The organism is Carnobacterium sp., assembly GCF_032094055.1.
Lineage (GTDB): Bacteria > Bacillota > Bacilli > Lactobacillales > Carnobacteriaceae > Carnobacterium_A.
The window spans coordinates 7,916-28,471 of sequence record NZ_DAMDAK010000003.1 but is presented as its reverse complement, the minus strand read 5'-3'; the positions used below and the strand labels follow the sequence as shown (position 1 = coordinate 28,471).

General features: G+C 32.8%; 16 protein-coding genes. 4 read left to right on the top strand and 12 right to left on the bottom strand.

Going from position 1 to position 20,556, the window contains the following annotated elements; all coding sequences use genetic code 11:
• On the bottom strand, nucleotides 1–666 hold a 666-nt coding region (locus RT405_RS00980; protein ID WP_313466825.1), incomplete at its 3' end, for a MerR family transcriptional regulator.
• Between the two features lie 178 nt (nucleotides 667–844).
• On the opposite strand from RT405_RS00980, the gene RT405_RS00975 reads away from it, so the two are divergent.
• Both RT405_RS00975 and RT405_RS00970 read left to right on the top strand, forming a co-directional pair.
• A complete protein-coding gene (locus RT405_RS00975) occupies nucleotides 845–2,602 on the top strand; it encodes an ABC transporter ATP-binding protein (protein WP_313466824.1) in 1,758 nt (585 codons plus the stop codon).
• On the top strand, nucleotides 2,595–4,409 hold the full coding sequence (locus tag RT405_RS00970) for an ABC transporter ATP-binding protein (RefSeq protein ID WP_313466823.1): 1,815 nt from the start codon (nucleotides 2,595–2,597) through the stop codon (nucleotides 4,407–4,409). The genes RT405_RS00975 and RT405_RS00970 overlap by 8 nt, the downstream gene beginning before the upstream one ends.
• A 329-nt stretch (nucleotides 4,410–4,738) precedes the next feature.
• Here RT405_RS00970 and RT405_RS00965 read toward each other — a convergent pair whose 3' ends face one another.
• The 6 genes from RT405_RS00965 to RT405_RS00940 all read right to left on the bottom strand — a co-directional run bounded on the left by RT405_RS00965 (nucleotide 4,739) and on the right by RT405_RS00940 (nucleotide 12,414).
• Nucleotides 4,739–5,614, bottom strand: a complete 876-nt coding sequence (locus tag RT405_RS00965) for an ROK family protein (protein ID WP_313466822.1) — start codon at nucleotides 5,612–5,614, stop codon at nucleotides 4,739–4,741.
• 16 nt (nucleotides 5,615–5,630) lie between these two features.
• Nucleotides 5,631–7,073, bottom strand: coding sequence for a glycoside hydrolase family 32 protein (locus tag RT405_RS00960; protein ID WP_313466821.1), 1,443 nt, complete (start codon nucleotides 7,071–7,073; stop codon nucleotides 5,631–5,633).
• 19 nt (nucleotides 7,074–7,092) lie between these two features.
• Nucleotides 7,093–7,740: a carbohydrate ABC transporter permease gene (locus RT405_RS00955; RefSeq protein WP_313466820.1), complete on the bottom strand. Its 648-nt coding sequence runs from the start codon at nucleotides 7,738–7,740 to the stop codon at nucleotides 7,093–7,095.
• A gap of 218 nt (nucleotides 7,741–7,958) precedes the next feature.
• Nucleotides 7,959–8,825, bottom strand: coding sequence for a sugar ABC transporter permease (locus tag RT405_RS00950; RefSeq protein ID WP_313466819.1), 867 nt, complete (start codon nucleotides 8,823–8,825; stop codon nucleotides 7,959–7,961).
• A 79-nt stretch (nucleotides 8,826–8,904) separates the two neighbouring features.
• The gene (locus RT405_RS00945; protein WP_313466818.1) at nucleotides 8,905–10,176 is read right to left on the bottom strand and encodes a sugar ABC transporter substrate-binding protein; all 1,272 of its coding nucleotides are present in this window, start codon (nucleotides 10,174–10,176) and stop codon (nucleotides 8,905–8,907) included.
• A gap of 894 nt (nucleotides 10,177–11,070) precedes the next feature.
• Nucleotides 11,071–12,414, bottom strand: a complete 1,344-nt coding sequence (locus RT405_RS00940) for a NosD domain-containing protein (protein WP_313466817.1) — start codon at nucleotides 12,412–12,414, stop codon at nucleotides 11,071–11,073.
• 589 nt (nucleotides 12,415–13,003) lie between these two features.
• Here RT405_RS00940 and RT405_RS00935 point away from each other — a divergent pair.
• Both RT405_RS00935 and RT405_RS00930 read left to right on the top strand, forming a co-directional pair.
• Entirely contained in the window at nucleotides 13,004–13,984 is a 981-nt protein-coding gene (locus RT405_RS00935) for a LacI family DNA-binding transcriptional regulator (RefSeq protein ID WP_313466816.1), read from the top strand.
• 638 nt (nucleotides 13,985–14,622) lie between these two features.
• Entirely contained in the window at nucleotides 14,623–14,820 is a 198-nt protein-coding gene (locus tag RT405_RS00930) for a helix-turn-helix transcriptional regulator (RefSeq protein ID WP_313466815.1), read from the top strand.
• Between the two features lie 279 nt (nucleotides 14,821–15,099).
• Here the strand turns inward: RT405_RS00930 and RT405_RS00925 are convergent, their stop codons facing one another.
• The 5 genes from RT405_RS00925 to RT405_RS00905 form a co-directional block, all read right to left on the bottom strand.
• On the bottom strand, nucleotides 15,100–16,536 hold the full coding sequence (locus RT405_RS00925) for a glycoside hydrolase family 1 protein (protein ID WP_313466814.1): 1,437 nt from the start codon (nucleotides 16,534–16,536) through the stop codon (nucleotides 15,100–15,102).
• A gap of 91 nt (nucleotides 16,537–16,627) precedes the next feature.
• Nucleotides 16,628–17,683 carry a PTS fructose transporter subunit IIC gene (locus RT405_RS00920; protein WP_313466813.1) on the bottom strand — a complete coding sequence of 352 codons (1,056 nt, stop codon included), beginning with the start codon at nucleotides 17,681–17,683 and terminating at the stop codon, nucleotides 16,628–16,630.
• A 4-nt stretch (nucleotides 17,684–17,687) separates the two neighbouring features.
• Nucleotides 17,688–18,008 (bottom strand): fructose PTS transporter subunit IIB, encoded by a 321-nt coding sequence (locus RT405_RS00915; protein WP_313466812.1) that lies wholly within the window; start codon nucleotides 18,006–18,008, stop codon nucleotides 17,688–17,690.
• Between the two features lie 12 nt (nucleotides 18,009–18,020).
• Entirely contained in the window at nucleotides 18,021–18,470 is a 450-nt protein-coding gene (locus tag RT405_RS00910) for a fructose PTS transporter subunit IIA (RefSeq protein WP_313466811.1), read from the bottom strand.
• Complete coding sequence (locus RT405_RS00905) at nucleotides 18,467–20,407, bottom strand: BglG family transcription antiterminator (RefSeq protein ID WP_313466810.1); 1,941 nt, start codon at nucleotides 20,405–20,407, stop codon at nucleotides 18,467–18,469. The genes RT405_RS00910 and RT405_RS00905 overlap by 4 nt, the downstream gene beginning before the upstream one ends.
• Nucleotides 20,408–20,556 lie beyond the last annotated feature (149 nt).

The following is a 20,556-nucleotide window of genomic DNA, read 5'->3' as shown; positions in this document are numbered from 1 at the left end:
ATATAGTTTTTCCGTTTTATTGTAATCACAGTGGTCATACATAACCGCGTATATTCCTTTTGGTTTAATGCTTAAAAAATTTTTATTATTAGTAGTAACTTTATTTATATAGAAGTAATTAAGGTTTGTAAACTGTCCGTTGATCAATTCGTTTCTTCCAACAATAGCTCCTATTGGATAGCCTTGGGCGATATCTTGCTGCTCAATAATTGAATAGAAATTAACAAGGGCTTCATTGTAATTTTGGTTTATTTTTTCACTAATTAGTATAGACTTTTTTTCTTGCTGAATAAAAGTAATCTTTCCTATAGTAATTAAATCCGCCTGTTTTGTTAACTCTATTCTTTTTTCCAGCATGTCTTTGTATTGCTTTAATGTTCTAATCTTTTTGTCAATTTGTTCTTGTTCTTCTTGAAACAGTGACAGCATTTTTTCTGGAGTTCGTTCTTGTAAATAAATTTTTATTTCTTTAATTGATTTTCCTAATTCTCTTAAAATCCAAATCACACTAATGGTATCTAATTGTTTTTCCTCATACATCCGATACCCTTTTTCTGAGACCATTTTAGGTGAAAACAAATTGATTTTATCATAATAAATAAGATTCTTCCGACTAATTCCGGATAAAGCTGAAAACTGACTAATGGTTAGATATTCCTTTTTCATAATGTTCCTCTCTATTCATGTATCGTTTATAAAAATAAAGCTTGACTGTATAGCAACTATACAGATTATACTGCTATTATTCGCTAATTTCAAAGTATAGTGAACTATCCTATACCTTATTGAAACAATCTTATTCTAAACTTGGTGCTGAGTTTAGACACATAACTAAAAGGGAGACATGAACAATATGCGTTTATTTTTTACATTTCTAAAGAAAAACAAACTGCTTGTCCTTGTTACAAGTAGCTTAATTTTACTACAATCAGTAGCAACTCTACTCATTCCTTATTTAATCGCTCAACTTATTGATAAAGGAATTTTAGAAAAAAATAGTAGTGTCGTTTATTCTATTGGAGTCCAGATGTTACTTACTGTCCTTGTTGGAGCAATTGTTGGGGTACTTGGAAGTTATTACACATCTGAAATTGCTTCGCGTTTTGGAAAAGAGACACGGAAAAAACTATTTAGGAAAATACAAGATTTATCACTAAACGATACCAACAACATAGGTGTAGCTTCTTTAGTCACAAGAACGTCTAGTGATGTTGTCAATATTCAAGAAGTGACGTTGTCATTATTTCAAATGGTTTTGCCTAGTCCATTTATGGCCATTATTTCTATATTACTTGCTTACCGGATTTCACCTGCTATGACAGTCATTCCTCTTGTATCCATTCTTATTTTTATAAGTGTGATTACTGTTATCATGTTTAAATCAACATGGCTTATCAATAACATACAGAAAAAGATGGATAAAATGACCATGCTTGTAAGACAATTTTTTAAAGGCGTAAAAATTATTCGTGCCTTTGATAATGCTGACTTTGAAAAAAATAAAGTTGATGGTAGTTTTAATGATTTTGCAGATAATATGATTAGAATCAATAAGTACTTTGCCTTTCTAACACCTGTTGCTTTTAGTCTAAATTCCCTTACGATGATTCCCATTATTTGGGTAGGTAGCTCTCTGGTTGCAGAAAGCAGTATTCAAGTAGGGGCAATCACTGCTGTTATCGGGTACTCAGTCCTCACAATGTCTTCATTTATTATGACAGCTTTGATCATGTTTAATATACCAAGAGCAATCGCTTCATTAAATAGACTTCAGGAAGTATTCATTCTTCAACCAGAAGTTGAGGATGATAATCATTTGGTAGAAAAAGTAGATTTTACTGTACAACCAGCCTTGTCATTTGAAAATGTAACATTTAACTATCAAGGCGCTGACAAAGCGGTATTAGAGGACTTAGATTTTTCGATTAACACTGGAGAAGTACTAGCCATTGTTGGTGGAACAGGCTCCGGGAAAAGTACGATAGCTAAAATTCTATTGCGCTTCAATAATATTCAAGCGGGGCGTATCTTGATACACGGTACAGATATAAGCAAAATCTCGCAAAAAGACCTTCGTTCATTGATTAGCTACGTCCCACAAAGAGCGTTTCTATTTAGCGGAACCATTCGGGACAATATTTTAGATGGGAATAAAGCAGCAACACCTGACAAAATAAGGCACGCTGCACGAGTTGCGCAAGCCTTGCCTTTTATAGAAGAACAAGATAAGAATCTTAATGCCTCAGTTTCTCAAGGAGGAACAAATTTTTCAGGAGGACAAAAACAACGTCTTGCTATTGCGCGTGCATTGATAAAGAAATCTCAAATCTATGTATTTGACGATAGTTTTTCAGCACTGGATTATAAAACAGATGCGAAGCTTAGAGCTGCTTTAAAATCCGAACTAAAAGATGCTGTCACCTTGATCATTGCTCAAAGAATCAGTACGATTGTGGATGCAGATCAAATCATTGTCTTAAATGAAGGAAAAATTGTGGGTAAGGGCACTCATTCAGAATTAATTGAAAAAAATCCTGTATATCAAGAATTAGCTAAATCTCAAAATATGTTGTCGGAAAGTGAGGGGAATCAAGATGTCTAAAAAAGAATATGGGCTTTTAGAAGAAATAGATACAGAAAAACCAAAAAACCTTAAAAAAGCCGTTCACTATTTTTTCGAACTGCTGATGCTCCAAAAAAAGAAAACCATTTCAGCTATCCTTTCGAACGTTATTGGCACATTAGCCTATGTCATGATTCCTTTAGTTACAGCTCAAGCTATTGACGGACTAATCGAAGCTATAAAAACATCGGGCGATTCAATGATGGAAAATATTGGAGAAGCTATCACCGGTCCTCTTCTCTTGTTGCTATTGCTTTCTGGCATCATTTTTATTTGCAATTACTTTCAGGAATATTTAATCGCTTCTGTCAGTGAAGAAGCCAGTCTAACTTTACGGAAGAAAATAACAGATAAACTAAATAAATTGCCGTTAAATTTTTACGATCAAACACAAGTGGGCGATTTGTTGAGTCGAACGACAGCAGATGCAGATAAAGTATCAACCTTTATTGTCATGAGTTTTAATCAATTTGTTAGTTCAATCATCATTGTCATTGTTGGGTTAAGTCTAATGATTTATGTTAGCGGTCAATTAGCCTTGATCATTATTATCATGATTCTGATCAACATTATTGTCACAAAAGTCATTTCTAAAAAGAATCAAAATTTGTTTGGCAATAATATGTATACTTTAGGGAAGTTAAGCGGTGCTGCGGAAGAATACTATTCTGGAAACACGATTATTAAAGCTTTCAATAAACAAGAAGAAGTCATTCAAAAAGCCGATCAATTAATTGACGAACAATATTCTGCTCACAAAAAAGCCCAATTTGTTAACTTCGCAATTTACCCTATCACGAGAACCATTACTCAACTAGCTTATATTAGTAGTGCATTAGTGGGTGCTACTTTAGCGATTCAAGGAACGATGACGATAGGATTGCTTCAGGCTTTTCTACAATATGTCAATCAAATTTCAGATCCCATTACCGAAGCTGCTTACATCGTAAATATGCTTCAAGGTTGTTTAGCAGCTATTGAACGGATTCATGAAGTTTTAGATGAAGAAAACGAAGCTCCAGATATCGCAAACGCTAACGAGCTTGATAACCCACTTGGTCAAATCCAATTTTCTCATGTTAGTTTTGGCTACAATAAAAATCAACTGATTATGAAAGACGTAAATTTTATTGCAGAGCCCAAAAAGATGATTGCCATCGTCGGCCCTACAGGTGCTGGTAAAACAACTCTAGTAAACTTGCTGATGCGTTTTTATGAAATTAACAGTGGTGCTATTTTATTTGATGGGATTGATACTAATACACTCACTAGACATGATTTAAGAAAGCAGTTTGGTATGGTGTTGCAAGATACTTGGTTATTTGAAGGTACCATTGCTGAGAATATCAGCTATGGGAAGAAAGATGCAACAAGAGAAGAAGTTATCTCTGCAGCTAAAAAAGCGCAGTGTGATTCATTTATTAAAACATTACCAGAAGGTTATGATACCATTATTTCGAGTGAAAATAATATGATCTCCCAAGGACAACAACAATTGTTAACGATCGCTAGAACCATTTTATCAGACCCAAAAGTAATGATTTTAGATGAAGCGACGTCAAGTATTGATACTAAAACAGAAATTAAAATTCAACAAGCGATCGATCATCTGATGATGGACAGGACAAGCTTTGTGATTGCTCATCGTCTGTCGACTATTAAAAACGCAGATTTAATTTTAGTCATGGAAAAAGGTAATATCATTGAAACCGGCAGCCACAAAGAATTATTAGAACAAGACGGCTTTTATGCTGACCTTTATCAAAGCCAATTCCAAACGATGTAAACTTATTTAATAGTATAGAATTAACTGCAGTACCTCTATTGGATTCATATAATTTAGCTGGTATGAAGAACGAAACAACAAAGAATTTGAGGCAATAAATTTTGAAAGACTATCAAAATTTATTGCCTCAAACTATTTCTGAAAATAGATTTTTCGAATTGTACTTGTCTATGCTGAAATCCTTTGTATTAATCTTAAATAATTTATCTAAAACCAGTACAAAGCACTTTTTGTATATATATATAACTGTAATTAGAAACCTTAAATTTTTAAAATATTATTAATTAAAAATTTTGAATCTAATTTAAAAAATTCAAGTTATAAGTTCTCTATAGACTAAGATTTCTCCTTAATTCTTTTTCGGCTAAAAGTAAACAGCCAATAATTCCTGATTGGTCCTTCAAGTCACAACCTACGACGTATTCTTCCATATTTGGTAATTCGACATAGTTAGCAAGCTGGTCTTTCAACGATTTCCGAATCATTGGAAATAAATGCTTTTGATGCATTACTCCGCCACCTAAAACAACTATTTCTGGTGATAGGACAAGCGTGTAATTCATAATCGCTTGTGCAATATAGTATGCCTCAATTTCCCAAAAGGGATCTCTCGGAGATAAACTTTGAGATTTTTTATCTAATCGATTTTCAATTGCTGGTCCTGAAGCTAGTCCCTCAAAGCAATCGGAATGATAGATACAATTCCCATCATAAGTATCATCTGGATGAAGTTTTAAATTGATATGTCCCATTTCTGGATGATGAATTCCTTCAAGAAATTCATCATTTATCACTGCACCAGCTCCGACACCAGTTCCTATAGTAATATACAAACAGCTGCTTTTCCCAATGGCAGCACCTCTCTTTAATTCTCCATGTGCTGCTGCATTGACATCTGTTGTCCAATAAACAGGAATATTGTAATGATTTTTTACCTTATGCAAAAAATCAATATTACTCCACCCTTTTTTTGGGGTTGTTGTAATGTATCCATAGTTATCAAATTTTTCATTAATACAGATTGGGCCAAAAGAACCGATTCCCATTGCAGCTAATGTATACTGATCAAAAAATTCATACACTTGTCTAAATGTATCTTCAGGTGTTGTAGTTGGAATAGATAGTTTAGAGATAATTTCTTCATTTTCATTCCCTACTGCACAAACAAACTTTGTTCCGCCTGCTTCGATTCCACCAAATAGCATAGATACTCTCCCCCATTTAAATTCTAATTTCTCTCACTTCAATATATGGGATGGTAACTAACTTTTCACTTATAATTTCAATTGTTCGTTTTCCTCTTCCCATAAAATTATTTATGCTCATATTTCTTCCATCACTAGTTACAATTTCCAATGAGCAACTATCCGAATAGATTTCAATAAAATCTATGTTTTCATTTAATGGCATACGACACTCTGCTTTGCCAAAAGTATTTTTGTCAGCATTGTAGATAATCGTGTTGTTCTCTAACGTAATTACATCACTATCTCCATTAGAAGTAGATATAATCAAACTGAAATCTACGTTACTATATCGGTATCGGTCAATTTTCACTACAAAACTTTCATTCACTTGATTGGTTAATAATTGTTTTCTTTTATTAATTTTTTTATTCTTGAACTGGAATATATCAACTTCATATTTTTTTAATTCCTCTACTGGAAATAAACAAAGATTATTCTTTTCATCCAAACGCATAACTTTTGGTAAACTCATAGAGCCACACCATCCATCAATTTCTGTTGGACCAAAATCTTCCCACCACGGCATCCAATCCCAACCATTTTGCCAAGCAATAACTAATCTTCGATTTTGGTTATCTAACGTTGTTTGTGGTGCATAATAATCGTACCCAAAGTCAATTCTTCCTTCTTTTTCAAATTCGAATTGACCTGTCTTATAATTCAATTCTCCAACTAAATAGACTGTTGTTCTTTCACCATATCCCATTGGGGAAAAAATCAAAACTGTCTTATTATCTAAATCAAAAATATCTGGACATTCCCACATCGTTCCTAAGTCATTATCATAGCTCACTAATGGACCTCGAAGATCCCAATTGTATAAATCTGTTGATTGATACAACATCGCGTTTCCTTTATTTGAAATACTCACACCAACAATCATATAATATAGGCCATCTTTTTCCCAAACTTTAGGGTCCCTAAACATGTCATTTTTCACATTAGGAGCACTATTTGTTACAATCGGATTTTCTACATACTTTTCAAAGTTTATTCCATCTTCACTTGTAGCTAAACATTGTGTCTGGACAAATTCACCATTTTGGAAAGATGTTCCTGTATAGAAGGCAAATAGTTTCCCGTCTTTTTCAATCGTTGTTCCAGAGAAACATCCGCCAGCTTCATGGTCATCGTACCATTCACTGGGAGAAAGTGCAGTCGGTAATTCTTCCCATGTAACTAAATCCTTACTTTTTACATGTCCCCAATGCATTGAACCCCATTGAGCTTTATACGGATAAAATTGATAGAATAAATGGTATTCACCACGAAAGTAGATGAAACCATTAGGGTCATTCAACCAACCCACTGGCGTTGAAAAATGATAATTTGGTCGGTAAAAACCGTTTGTAATTTTATCCTTATTATTTTTTACAAATAAATCAACTTCTCTAACTCTCTCTTTATGTGTAGACAAGTATATCCCTCCTGCTAAATTATTCTTTTACTGATCCAGCCATCATTCCAGAAACTAAATAACGTTGTAAGAAAAATGAGATAGCAATAACTGGGAAGCTAAACAATATAGCTCCGGATGTCATCGGTCCCATATCCAAACTGTAAGCAGTTAAAAATTCCGATAACGCTACTGGGACAGTTTTTGCTTCATTACTTGTTAGTAACAAAGCTAATAGAAAATCATTCCATGATAATAAGAATGTAAAAATACCTGTAGAAATCATACCTGGGATAACTACAGGAAAGATAACTTTTGAAAAAGTTTGAAATGGTTTTGCTCCATCAATGGAAGCAGCTTCATCTAAATCAAATGGTATTGCTTTAAAGAAACTGATCATCATCCATAAAACAAAAGGCAGATTTACTGCTGCATAAACAATTATTAATGCAGGTAAGAAATCATACATCCCTAATTTTTGAACAAATGAATAAATTGGTACAGCAATACTTGATAGCGGAATCATTTTAAGACAAAGAACAACTACTAAAAAGAAACTACTGAATTTAGAAGCTACGGTTCTTGAAATAGCATAAGAAGCTAGTGAACCTAAAAATAAACAAATAATCGAACTGAATGTTGCTGCTATTAAACTATTTCTAAAAAAATGCAGTAAATCTGTATTCATAAATAAGTTTCTGTAGTTTTCTAGAGAAAACGATTTAGGAAACAATGTTGGATCAGTTGATATAACTTCATTTGAAGGTTTAAAAGACGATAACAGTATATAGATGTACGGAAACAAAACTAGAATAAGAAATACTGCCACGAAAAAGTACATTAAAATTATCCAGACATTATCAAATCTATTTTTTCCAAACTTTTCTGAGAACATTATTTTCCCTCCTAGTTATTAATTTTCTTTCTAAAAATCAGTGTAATAGATACTAATACAACAATAAATATCACAGCCATCGCACTTGAAAGCCCTACGTCGCTGTATCTTTGTAACATTTTATAAATATGAACACTTAGTAATTCTGAAGAGTTATTTGGTCCGCCTTGTGTCATAGCCCAAATAATATCAAATGACCGTGCAGCATCTATGATACGGACAACTAAAGCACTAAATAATACTGGTTTAATATTAGGAATAATGATACTAAAGATCATTTGAACCTTTGAAGCACCTTCCATAACTGCTGCTTCATATAATCCATCTGAAATCCCTTGTATTCCTGCTAAAAACATCAGCATCATAAATGGTGTAGTCAACCACACATCTGCAATAACTACAGAAATTAACGTGATATTAGGATTTGCTAACCATAAAATACTACTGGTTGACTCAATTAATCCAATCTTCACTAATAATGCATTAATAATTCCAAATTGGTTGCTCAGCATAAATTTCCAAATTAAGCCAGCTACAATAGGTGCGATCATCAAAGGTGATAGCATTAATGTTCTTAATGCGGTAAATCCTTTATACTTATGTGTTAAAACTATCGACAAAAACAACCCTAAAACTGTCTCTAAACCTACTGCTAAAAATACATAAACAAGTGTATTCCTAAAAGCTTTCAAGAAAGCTGCTGATGAAAAAGCTTTGATATAGTTATTTAATCCTGCAAATTCTCGACCTCCATTGTCTAAAATTGTAGAAAAACTATCAATGAATAATGTTATTAAAGGATATAATAGGAATACCAGCATGAATATTGCTGCTGGTAAAAAGAAATACAGCATTGTTTTTTTATTAATCGTATTCACCTTTTCAGTCCTTTCTAAAAAAAGACTATACAAACTATAAATAATTAGTAGATTATATAGTCTTTAAACTTTTTATTGATTATTGATTGATTATATTTTCAATCTCATCTTTAGCTGCATCTAATTCTTTTTGAGCATCTTCTCCAGCTAATACACGTTGTAACATTGGTGATAACACTTCGTTTTCAATTTGTGTCCACTCTGCAATCTTGGGACGATTCTGTGTTTGTGGTCCATCTAATGTTGTTGAAATCGCATCAATATGTGCATAGGTCTCATCGTTTGTATACTTTTCAAATACTGACTTTCTACCTGCAATACCTAAAGCATCCATATACATTTCATTTTTGTCATACATAAATGCTAAGTAATCTTCTGCGACATCTTTTTTCTTAGAGTCTTTCAAGATTACTTGGTACCAAGGCCCAGGGACAGCACCAATACCAGCAGAACCTGATAATGCAGGAGCAGCACCAACTTTACCAGGTAACGCTTCTTCCGACGTTAAGTAAAAGTGTCCCCAAGCAATTTGCATTGCTAGTTTTTCACTGTTAAACAATTCAGCGGTTTCCGTACTAGCAATAGATAAGTAATCTTCTGGAACAGATTTATTTTTGATCAGACTTTGCAAGTATTTTAATGATTCAACATATGGTTTTTCATTTATCAAGACTTTGTTGTTATCATCCATGATTAAAGGTTTTGCTCCTGCTTGAGCTGCTAAATCTAACCAACTGCTGACTGCATCCCCACCTGTTTGTCCAAAAACGGATGTTCCATACATACCATCTTTAGTGAAAAATTCTGCTGCATCTCTATATTCCTGCCATGTTTTTGGAACTGTTAAATCATAGCCGTATTTCGTAGCAAAAGCTTTTTTATTTTCTGCGTCTTCGAATAAATCTTTTCTATACAATAAAATTTTTGAGTTCGTCCATGTTGGTAAGCCCAATAATTCTCCATCAATTGTTGCACTATCATCTAATTGAGGTAAAAAGTCATCCAATTGTTCTTGAGTAATAACATCAGAAACTGGCGATAATCCTTTAGCTAGTGCTGGAAACCATAAAACGTCAATAATTGCAGCATCATGTGTTGCTTTTTTTGCATCAATTTCAGCTTTTAATTTATCATAAACACCTGAGTAAGGAACAGAATCGATTTTGACTTCATAACCAGATTTTTCTTTGAATTCAGCAGCAGTTTCTTTTGCAACCTTTTCAGCAGGACTTCCGCCTTCTACTAGAATTGTTAGTGTTTTATCACTTTCACTATTCTTATTACTATTTCCACATCCCCCTAAAACTGTTAATGCAGTTGCCAACATCAATATCTTTATAACACTTTTCAAAATAACCCCTCCTCGATTTGTATGCGCTTTCTAAATAATGGTGAAGTTTAGAAGACTTGGTTTCCTTCAGTTTTGTCACAAATAGGCATTCTTTTAGTTTCTGTCAGTTTTACAATTGGTATTCCATCCACTAGCTTTTTTCGTTGCCCTACATTCATATTTATCGCTCCTTTTATTTTTGTAACTTAAATATAACCTATGAAATAATCACTGTCAACCGCTTTCATAAATAAGGTCATTACGAAAGTCATTGATAGGTGTAAATAGACAACAAGATCCGAACAAAGCTCATAAAACCTCATAATAAATGCAACTTATATTTTTAGTATTTATAATAGAATAATATTATTTCTGAAACTTAATATTTTAATAATGTCATTATATACTTATCCATCAGAAAACATCTCCAATCCTTCTATAAATACTATATTGTACAATACCAAGAATAAGCCACTCACTACAACTTATGTTTATTTTTTACTTTTTCTTATAGAACAAATCGGATAAACTTTGCCTTACAACTTATTAAAAACTTTCATACAATGACGCCTTTCATAAATAAACGATTATCTTTTCTTATATCGTTACAATATCGGAACTTCTTCGCCTCTTTTTAACAATAAGATGGATTTTCATCCAACTATTTCATAAATCAATTCTAATTACTTAGTTTATAAAATGATACTTCTTAAAGAACATTCTTTTTCATACGCCTATTGTAATCTTGCAGAGTTTTTTATCAAATAAAAAAAGCGTAAAATAAATTTGTGTATCTTTCTTTCTATCACTTGAAAATTTATAATTTCTTTAAAAACAAGCTAACCCTTACACTAGTAGGGTTAGTTTGTTTGGCATACCGGTAACATGTTATAGGGCTTAGATTGAATATATCATTTATACTAAAGGAGTTGGTGTGGCTCTGAATGCATTTACTGTTTTGTCCATAGTAACTTGTACGTCACTTCCAGAGTCAAGAATCGTATTTCGAGATGATCCGCTTTCTACCAATACTGTTGTTACGTTAAGTGGTCTTGATGCTTCAGTCGTCAATAAAGCCCCTACCTGTGCAGAGAAACAAGAATCGCTACTCTTCACATTTGCTTCCGTAGCCACAATATGATTATTCGAAATATAATTTTCATTGCCAGAAACAATACGAATAATTACAGGTGTTGCGTCAGGCGGCGTAATCTGTTTCGTATCAATTACTTCAGAAAAATGATTGCTGATTACAGAATTATTATTGCCGCTAATATACAAGAGCCCGTACAAATCATCTAAACCATTGTTGCGCTCTTGTAAAGGCGTCCAAGGTTCATGATCACGTAAAAAGTGGTTCGAAGAAACTAAGTTTTCCGAACAATCTCTGCTGAGTACCACCATTCCTGGATAAAATGCATGGAGTCTATTATTCGTGATAAGAGAACGTGTCACACCATCAAAATAGACACTGCTAGCACCTCGTGGGAAAATATTATTTGCTGTAATCAAAAGCCCACCAAAATTCTGAGCGAAAATTGAATATCCTTTAAATCCTGCTCCTATTAAGTTATCAGTTACTTTCGAAGCCTGCCCCCATCCCCGTAGCTCTATACAATTGCCACACTCAGCAATAAAATTATCATGGATAGTAAGTGCGTCTGCATGGTAAATCGTGATTCCATGCTCTAAATACACAAATCCCATACCTGTAATCCGAAATGAGTCTTGAGCACTAGCAACATAAATACCTGTTTTGCCGTTAGTATAAGTATTTTCTGGATTCATTTCTCCTGATCCATCGTCTACAAAATGCAACCCATCTATACAAAAATTAGAAAACTCTACTGAACTTATTCGAGGATCTCCACTTCGAGCAATATAAAATGCTGCCCCATCAGCTTCCGTGTTATCTTCTTCTAGGGAAATATCCACAAGTATCCGACTTCCTCCTGGCCATAATTCATGCAAATTCGACCATTCATTTTCAGGAATATTAAATCGAATACTTGAAGACGTAAACCCATGTCCAGAACCCGTAATTTTAAGATAACTGATGTCAATAATTACTTGAGTAATAAGACGATAATCACCTGGCGGAATATAGATAACCGCACCCGGCTTTCCTCCATCATTCACATCAATGTTAGTTTGTCTTCTTTTAATATCTGCTATAATGCTGTTGATCACCTCTCCAATATCCTCATAAGGATCACCCACTCGCCATTCTGTTACGTCATAATAATTTTTACTAGTCATAGTTCCTCCTATTTAGCCGCATTTTTTCATACTTTTCTTCACATCAAGGCTAATCTTCTGCTTCATTCTATTAATTGATAAAACAAGAATTATTATTTTTTCTCGCTATTACGTCATCTTACAATATTAACTTTTAGCCCATCAGTAAAAACCCCTTAGTTGATGACCTTTCGCTCTGCAGTTAACACCTTCCTCCTTTCATTGTAATTTCGTAAGCTCTTTCACACTCTTATTATATTATATGAAAAAATATTGTCAATCGCTTTCATTGTTATTCGTCATTTATTCCCAAGATGCTGTTTCTATAAAATATCTTCTTCGAATTGGATGACACTAAGGTATTAATCTCCTCTTCTCAATTTTTACTTTTAACAAAAAGTAACCTAGTTCAAGTAATTTTGTAAAATATTAGTATTTTTTTGAAAATATTTACAAAATACTTTTGAAAATATTTTCATCTCAACTTGAAATATAACGTACTCCATTGTATGATATGTATATAATATTAGATTAATAGCCTAATTAGACACTCTTGCTAGAATGATACTCTTTAATATGGGGAAGTTTAAGGCACAGGAAGGTTACAGATATGGATAAAATAGGAATAAAAGAAATTGCTGAAAAAAGTGGCGTTTCATTGACTACAGTTTCTAGGTATTTCAATAAGCCAGACTTATTATCAAAAAAGACGAAGGAAAAAATCCAAAATGCTATACAAGAACTAAATTATAATCAAGACAACGTTGCTCGAATATTGGCAACTGGCAAATCAAATCTTGTGGGTATTATTTTTCCGCAGTTACACCTCAGCTTTTATACAGAACTATTGAATCAGCTTATTAAATATGGGGGAGAGAAAGACTATAGCTTTATCGTATATACTTCACGAGATACGAAAGAGGAAGAACTAAGCATGATTGATATGTTGAAGTCTTATCGAGTGAAGAGCATCATATTGCTTAGCCATATTTTAAGTCCTAAAGATATTGAAGAACTTGATGTCCCTATCATTTCTATTGAACGTACAGGTGGAAACTACTGTCAGATAAATAGTGACAACTATACTGGTGGTAAACTTGCTGCTGAAAAACTGATAAAAGATGGTTGTGAAGCTTTAATACACATAAACAATGGGTACTACGAGAACTGGCCTTCCTTCAAGCGTATTATAGGATTCGAATTTTCAGTCAAAAATATGCCTAATGAAACAATTATTAGTGAAGATTTAACTGACCCTTATTCCGAGATTGCTTCAAATGCTATGTCATCTATTGTAGATACCCTGCTTAAAAAATATCCTGATAAGAAATTAGGGATTTTCTGCTCCAATGATGATATTGCGAATATGCTTCAAAGAGATTTCATCCGCAAAGGGATTAAGATGCCAGAAGATGCTGAAATAATAGGATATGACAACTCTCCAGTATCTGATCACGCCATTTATCCCATTACGTCAATTGATCAAAACATTCCATTAATGGCAGAAATAGCAATAAATTCATTAGACACGTACATTCCCCATGAAAATGTAGTATCTGCAACATTGATAACAAAGAGTACGACAATGTAGCAGTTCAGCTTTAAAACATTGCATTTCACTGAGAAGGAAAATTTAATTTTAAAGATTAAAATTCGTAATAATAATTCAGTGCCTTTAAAATTTATTAAAAGATTCCCTTCAAAACTATATGTTTTTTGTTCTTTATCATTTTTTTACTACCTTGATCAACAAAATATTTTACTTCATCTTATGTTGTAAAGAGAAGGAAGATATGATTAGGAAATGGAAATTATAAACAATTACTCCCTGCCACATATCTTTGATATTATCGAATGTTTTTTAAATAAATTAGAAGTTTTAAAAAAAATACACCACAAATATAATGGTTATTAATTTTGAGTATGAAAACAGGATATACTACTTCTCATCCGAAGAGGAATTACATTGTTGTATTTAAAATATAAAAGAAAGGCGCTCATGAAAGCAGTTTGGATTTACTCAAACTACATTCAGGAGCGCCTATTAACTTACCGAAACTCACTAGGTCTTTATACAACTGATTATTCAATCATTAAGGCTATTGATTATAGAGTCTTTCTAAAGCATCATCAGTTATATACAAAATTATCCAAAATTATCCTATCCTACTTTTCTAATTCAGAAACAAAAGTAACCTGCACACTTTTTAGAAAGGAATTGATAAAACAATGTTTAAAGAAAAGAAACTTGTCATACATATTTATGATTTAATCAACAAACATAATATCTCATTACGTGAGCTTTCAAGGCAAGCAGATATTGATATAGCACGATTGAGCGAACTAGCAAGCGGAAAAAGAAAACGTATCAGCATTGATTATATTATTCGAATTGCAGAAACCCTTGATATTAATGATATCAATTGAAGACCTAGAAGAGTAAAATGCCAAAATAATTAAGTAACAAAATATTTTTTACAAGTAATAACTTTTCCACTGTATTATTTTATACATCGCTGATAATTGATTATACGAACTTCCAGGGCGATATAGTGGTATATTTCTTTCCAATATTGAGTTGGTACTTTTAGACAATAAAAACACTCTCTACATAAGTAGACCAGAAAATTTTAATTTTTTCTAGTTTCTACTTTGTAGGAGTGCATTAATTCTTCATCTGCACCAAAAATTATACGAGCCTTAAATCTAAATCTTTATATCTTTACCATTGGTTTTAATAACATTTTGGAACCATTCAAAACTATCTTTCTTTATTCTCTTACCAGTTCCTTTTCCATGATCATCAATATCGACATAAATAAAGCCATAGCGTTTGCTCATTTGAGCTGAAGCGTTACTAACAATGTCAATTGGTCCCCACGTTAAACACCCCATAATTGGAACTCCATCATAAATAGTTTGCTTTAATTGTTGTAAGTTTTCTTCAAAAAATTTGATTCTATTATGGTCATGAACTTTACCATCTTCAACTTTATCATGAATACCAGTTCCTAGTTCCATGAGGAATATAGGCAATTGATATTGGTCATATATTTTATTTAATGTATATCTTAATCCAATTGGATCCTCTAACCAGTCAAAAGCATTCTTTTTAACATGTGGATTATCAATTGCTGGGTTAGGCCAGTTTTTAATACTTTCTGCAGACACTGTTCTATTTCCATAATAAGAAACGCTAATAAAATCAGCCTTACCATTTTCAAAAATAGCATCATCTTCTGATTGATAACCAATATTAAATCCTTGCTCTTCGATAAGTCTAAGCATAGTTCCAGGATATTTCCCACGAACGAGTACATCTAAATAATAATTTTCAAACTGGTTATTACGTTGAGCAGCCAATACGTCTTCAGGACTGCTTGACGCTGGATAGGCATAATTTGTTAGAATCATTGCTGCAACTTTATTCTTTTTGTCAATATCGTGAGCTAACTTTGTAGCTAAACTAGAAGCTAACAATTTATGATGCAATGCTATCAGTTTATTCTCTAAATTATTCTCAACTAAATCACTTGGCATGCCAAATTGACTAAAAGATTCGCGATGAATTAAGTTCATTTCATCAAACGGAACCCAATATTTTACTCTGCCCTTAAAGTGTTTGAACAACACTTCGCAGTATCTCATGTAAAAATCAATGACCTCTCTTGAATACCAGCCTTTGTATTTAGTGGATAAGTTTACTGGCATTTCAAAATGAGAGATAGTTATAACCGGTTCAATCTCATTTTTTATTAATTCATCTATCAAATTATCATAAAATTCCAACCCTTTTTCGTTCGGTTGTTCTTCGTCACCATTTGGGAATAAACGACCCCAATTTATAGAGGTTCTGAAAGACTTAATTCCCAGCTCTTTTAATAAGGCGATATCTTGAGGATAAGTATGATAAAAATCAATTGCATATCGTCTAGGGTAATAGTTCTCCTTATCCTCAATCGCAGCTTTAATTTCTTCTGTTGACATTAAATCATTTTGTGTCTTTCCTTCTTCATATGCAATAAGGTCTGGAGGAGTAACGCCCTTACCGTCTACATCCCAATTCCCTTCTGTTTGAGTAGCAGTGACTGCGCCTCCCCATAAAAAATCTTTTGGAAATTCTTTACTATTGTATTTAATCATATTGTTTTGCCAGCTCCTTTTATTTGCTATAGTTATTATTATTTTCTAAAAATACAATTCCATAAAACTACTACTAATAATCATTAATTTGTTAGTTTTCGTTTATTAACTCTTCACTCGGCAACTTTTTTTTACGATATTTTATTGACTTTAACCCATTTACCATGACTGCTGTGACTATTATCCCAGCTGCAATACACAATAAATATAAGAAGATATTACTTGCAAAAGGAATAGCAAGGAATGTGGATAATGCCGTATTTTGCGTCACTCCCAAGAGAGTAACCATTCCACTTGAAACGGTACTTCCAACGATTATACTAGGTATGACGCATAGGGGATCAGTAACTGCAAAGGGAATAGCACCTTCTGAAATTCCAACTAAGCCCATTATGATGGCTGAACGTCCACTTTCTATTTCTTCTTCAGAATAATATTTCTTTCCAATGATTGTTGCTAAAAACATCCCTACAGGAGCTATAGAGACTGCTATTTCCATAGGTGTACTGATTACGTAAATTCCTTCTGCAAAGGCAGCTAATCCAAAAGTATTCGCAATTTTGTTAATGGGTCCTCCCATATCTACTGCCATCATTGCACCAAGAATAATTGAAAGAAGAATTGCATTTCCTTCGCTCATACCTTGTAACCAATTTGTTAACGCTGTATTCATTGCAGCAATTGGAGATCCTATTACATATATTGTTAAAAACCCGATTACCGTTGAGGCTACCAGAGGAATAATGATCATTGTTTTTACAGGAGCAACTCTTGGTGGCAGCTTTATTTTTTTTAACAGTTGTACAAAATATCCTGTAGCAACCCCTACAACCATTCCGCCTAAAAAACCAGTATTAATTTGTTGTGCTGCCATTCCTCCAATAAACGCTGGTCCAAGTCCAGGTTTATCTGCAATTGAATAACTTATATAGGCTGCCACAATTGGTACGACCAAGTTTAAGCCTATTACTCCTAACTGTCTTAATTCACCCCAAATTGTTGTCGTATCACTCCAAACATCTGGTCCCCCAAAAATAACTGCGAAAGATGCCATAAGGCCTCCAGCAACAACAACAGGCAACATATATGAAACACCGGTCATAAAATGGTTAGCAAGTTCTTTACCAAATCTTTTTACAGAGTTCATTCTTTTAACCTCCAATCATATTTAATGCCCTTTTAAAAATATCTTCGCCATTTTTTATCACTTCTGCCGTTCCAACTTTTAATATTTTTTTGTTTTCAAATCGTTCTTTTCCTACTACAGCTGTATCTACTGCGAAAATAACAATATCTGCTTCATCAATATTACTTTGAGATAAACGGTGTTCTACTCCCATTGCTCCTTGTGTTTCAATATTAATTTCACAATTTTCTTTTTTTGCGTATTTTCTTAAGTTTGCTTCTGCCATATAGGTATGTGCGACACCGGTAATACACGCTGTAATAGCAACAACTTTGGTTTTTGTCATAATTTTCCCCTCCTATTTTGTTAGTAAGTCAGCAAGTCGGTCTACTGAATTCTCATTTCTAATTGCTTCAACGAACAAATCATCCATTAATTTTCCAGACAAATCTGCCAATAATCTTAAATGCCCACTTCCATCATCAGTTACTGGTACAGCCATTAAAAAGATTGTATCCACCGGTTTATCATCTAAAGAATCCCAACCAATAGGTATTTGTGTTTTAGCAAAGATAACAGCTGCTTCTTTGACGGCACTACCTTTACCATGAGGAATTGCTAAATTATTACCAATTCCTGTTGTGGTATAACTTTCTCTTTCTAAAACTTCATCGACAAATTCATCTTTATTGAAGAGGTATCCATTTTTAAACATACATTCTGCCATTTTCTCAATGACTTCTCTTTTGGAATTTGCTTGAAGATTAATCATAATATTTCTACTAGTAATAAAATCACTTAATTTCATTCTATTACCCCCTTTTTTAGAAGATCAATAACTTGCTGAGAAGTGCTTGCTGATATAAGTTTTGATATCAAATAGTTATTTTCGAGTATTTCATTAAAATATTGATATATATTGTTAATATCTTTTTTTACCTCTTTATTCAAAGCGATGAAAAAGACAATATTAACTGTTTGCCCCATCCAATTGATACCATTTTGATTAATATAAATTGTAATTATTGGCCGTTTGACGTGTTTAACTTCTGCATGAGGTAAAGCAAACTTTTCTTCAGGTATAGCTGTTGTCGCTAGCTTTTCACGATGTAATGCAGATTCTATAATTGGGGTTTCTCCATATCCATTTTGAATTAGTTTTTGTCCAAGAAATTCAATAACCTCTTTTTCATTTTTTAAATGACTATTCAAAAAGATATAATCAGATTTAATTAATTTCATAAAAGACCAGAAATCTTTTTTTACTTCTAATAATTCTATTATTTTATTATCCAAAAACTTAATTGATTGCTTATCAGCAAATGGCGTAATCTGAACAATAGTAACATTAGGAATATCAATTGGAATTGTACTGATTACCAAATCTTCATAAATATGAGTAGACATCATTTCTCTTATTGATAGAACTCTAGTAATTGTTAAACTTTCGGAAAATCTTTTTTCTAATCGCTGGGTTAACAATTGAGCTGTTCCTAAGCCCGTACTACAAGCAATGATGGCTGTCACTTTAGATGATTGACTTGTCCTTTCCAAGTACGATTGAATGTGTAAAGCAACATAAGCAATCTCATCCTGTTCTATTTTAATTAGAAAAATTTGTTCTAATTTTGAAACTATCATCAAGGATTGATCAAAAGCCTCTGGAAAAAATTTGAGAATTTCATTTGTATATGGATTATGAATTTGAAGCCCTAATTTAAAACGCTTTATTGCTGGTTCTAAATGGAGAATTAATCCACTTATTAATTCATCGTCATATGATATAAGGTTTGTCTTTAACAGTTCAGCTAGTTTTCCTAATTCATTTCTTCCTTCTGTTTTTGTTAATGTTGCCACACTAATTTTCCTATGTTGACTGGCTAAAATATGAATATTAAGATAACCTATTTCATAATCTGGTATCTTAATGTTTAACTGATTCTCAAGCAAATTGACTAGCAGTTTAGTTTCGTATTCAATTTCGAGCACAATATTATCATTATTACCCTTTATAATTTGATGCGCCTTAATGCGTTCAATAGAAACAACTAAATGAATTAATAAGCTTTGATAATCATAATCTGAAAGGGATAAATTCGACTGTTCCTCAAATTCTGTTAAAATATTTCTAATCTGTTCTAATAGTTCTTCGTTGATCATCTCTTCTAAGCTTCCAGGTACCACGTGATTCTTTGTTATAAAGTCATCTGCTTGCTTTACACCGCTAGTATTAATATATTGTGATAAAATTTTTGTCGCTATTCTTCTCCTCATACGCTCTGAAGCAGATATATAAATACCATTAATATCACCAATAATTTTTAACTCATACTTACTGAATTTATTCTTAATATATTTAATATCTTGGTCCAAAGTACCTCTACTTACGAAAAAAGAATCGGCAAGAGCTTGTACCTTTAGTGGTTTTGAACTCATCAAGATTTCTAAAATCAAAGAGTTGCGACGATCCTCTACTGACATTCCTATTTTTTTGTCTATTGATGACAACATTTTACTTATTTCTTTTGTATTTCCACTAAAGTAAATTCCAACATTAGGCTTTCGTTCTAATTTCACCCCCCAAGTCTTGACAGTTGATTCAACTAAATCAAGATATTTAGAAACCGTTTTCCTTGAATAATGTGTATACTCCATTAATTCTGGATAATGAACATTCTTATTGTTATATATATAACGAATAAGCTTTTGAATTAGTTCATCTTCTCTAGATAAAGAAGGCTCCATAAGTCTCATCTCCTCGGCTTCAAAGTAATAGTAGCATACGCTTTCATTTCGGCATATTCAAAAAGGTACACTAATAATAGTATACCTTTGGCAAAATATTTTTCTAATTTCGTTTCACTATCACGTTAAAGCTCATACTACAAATACGT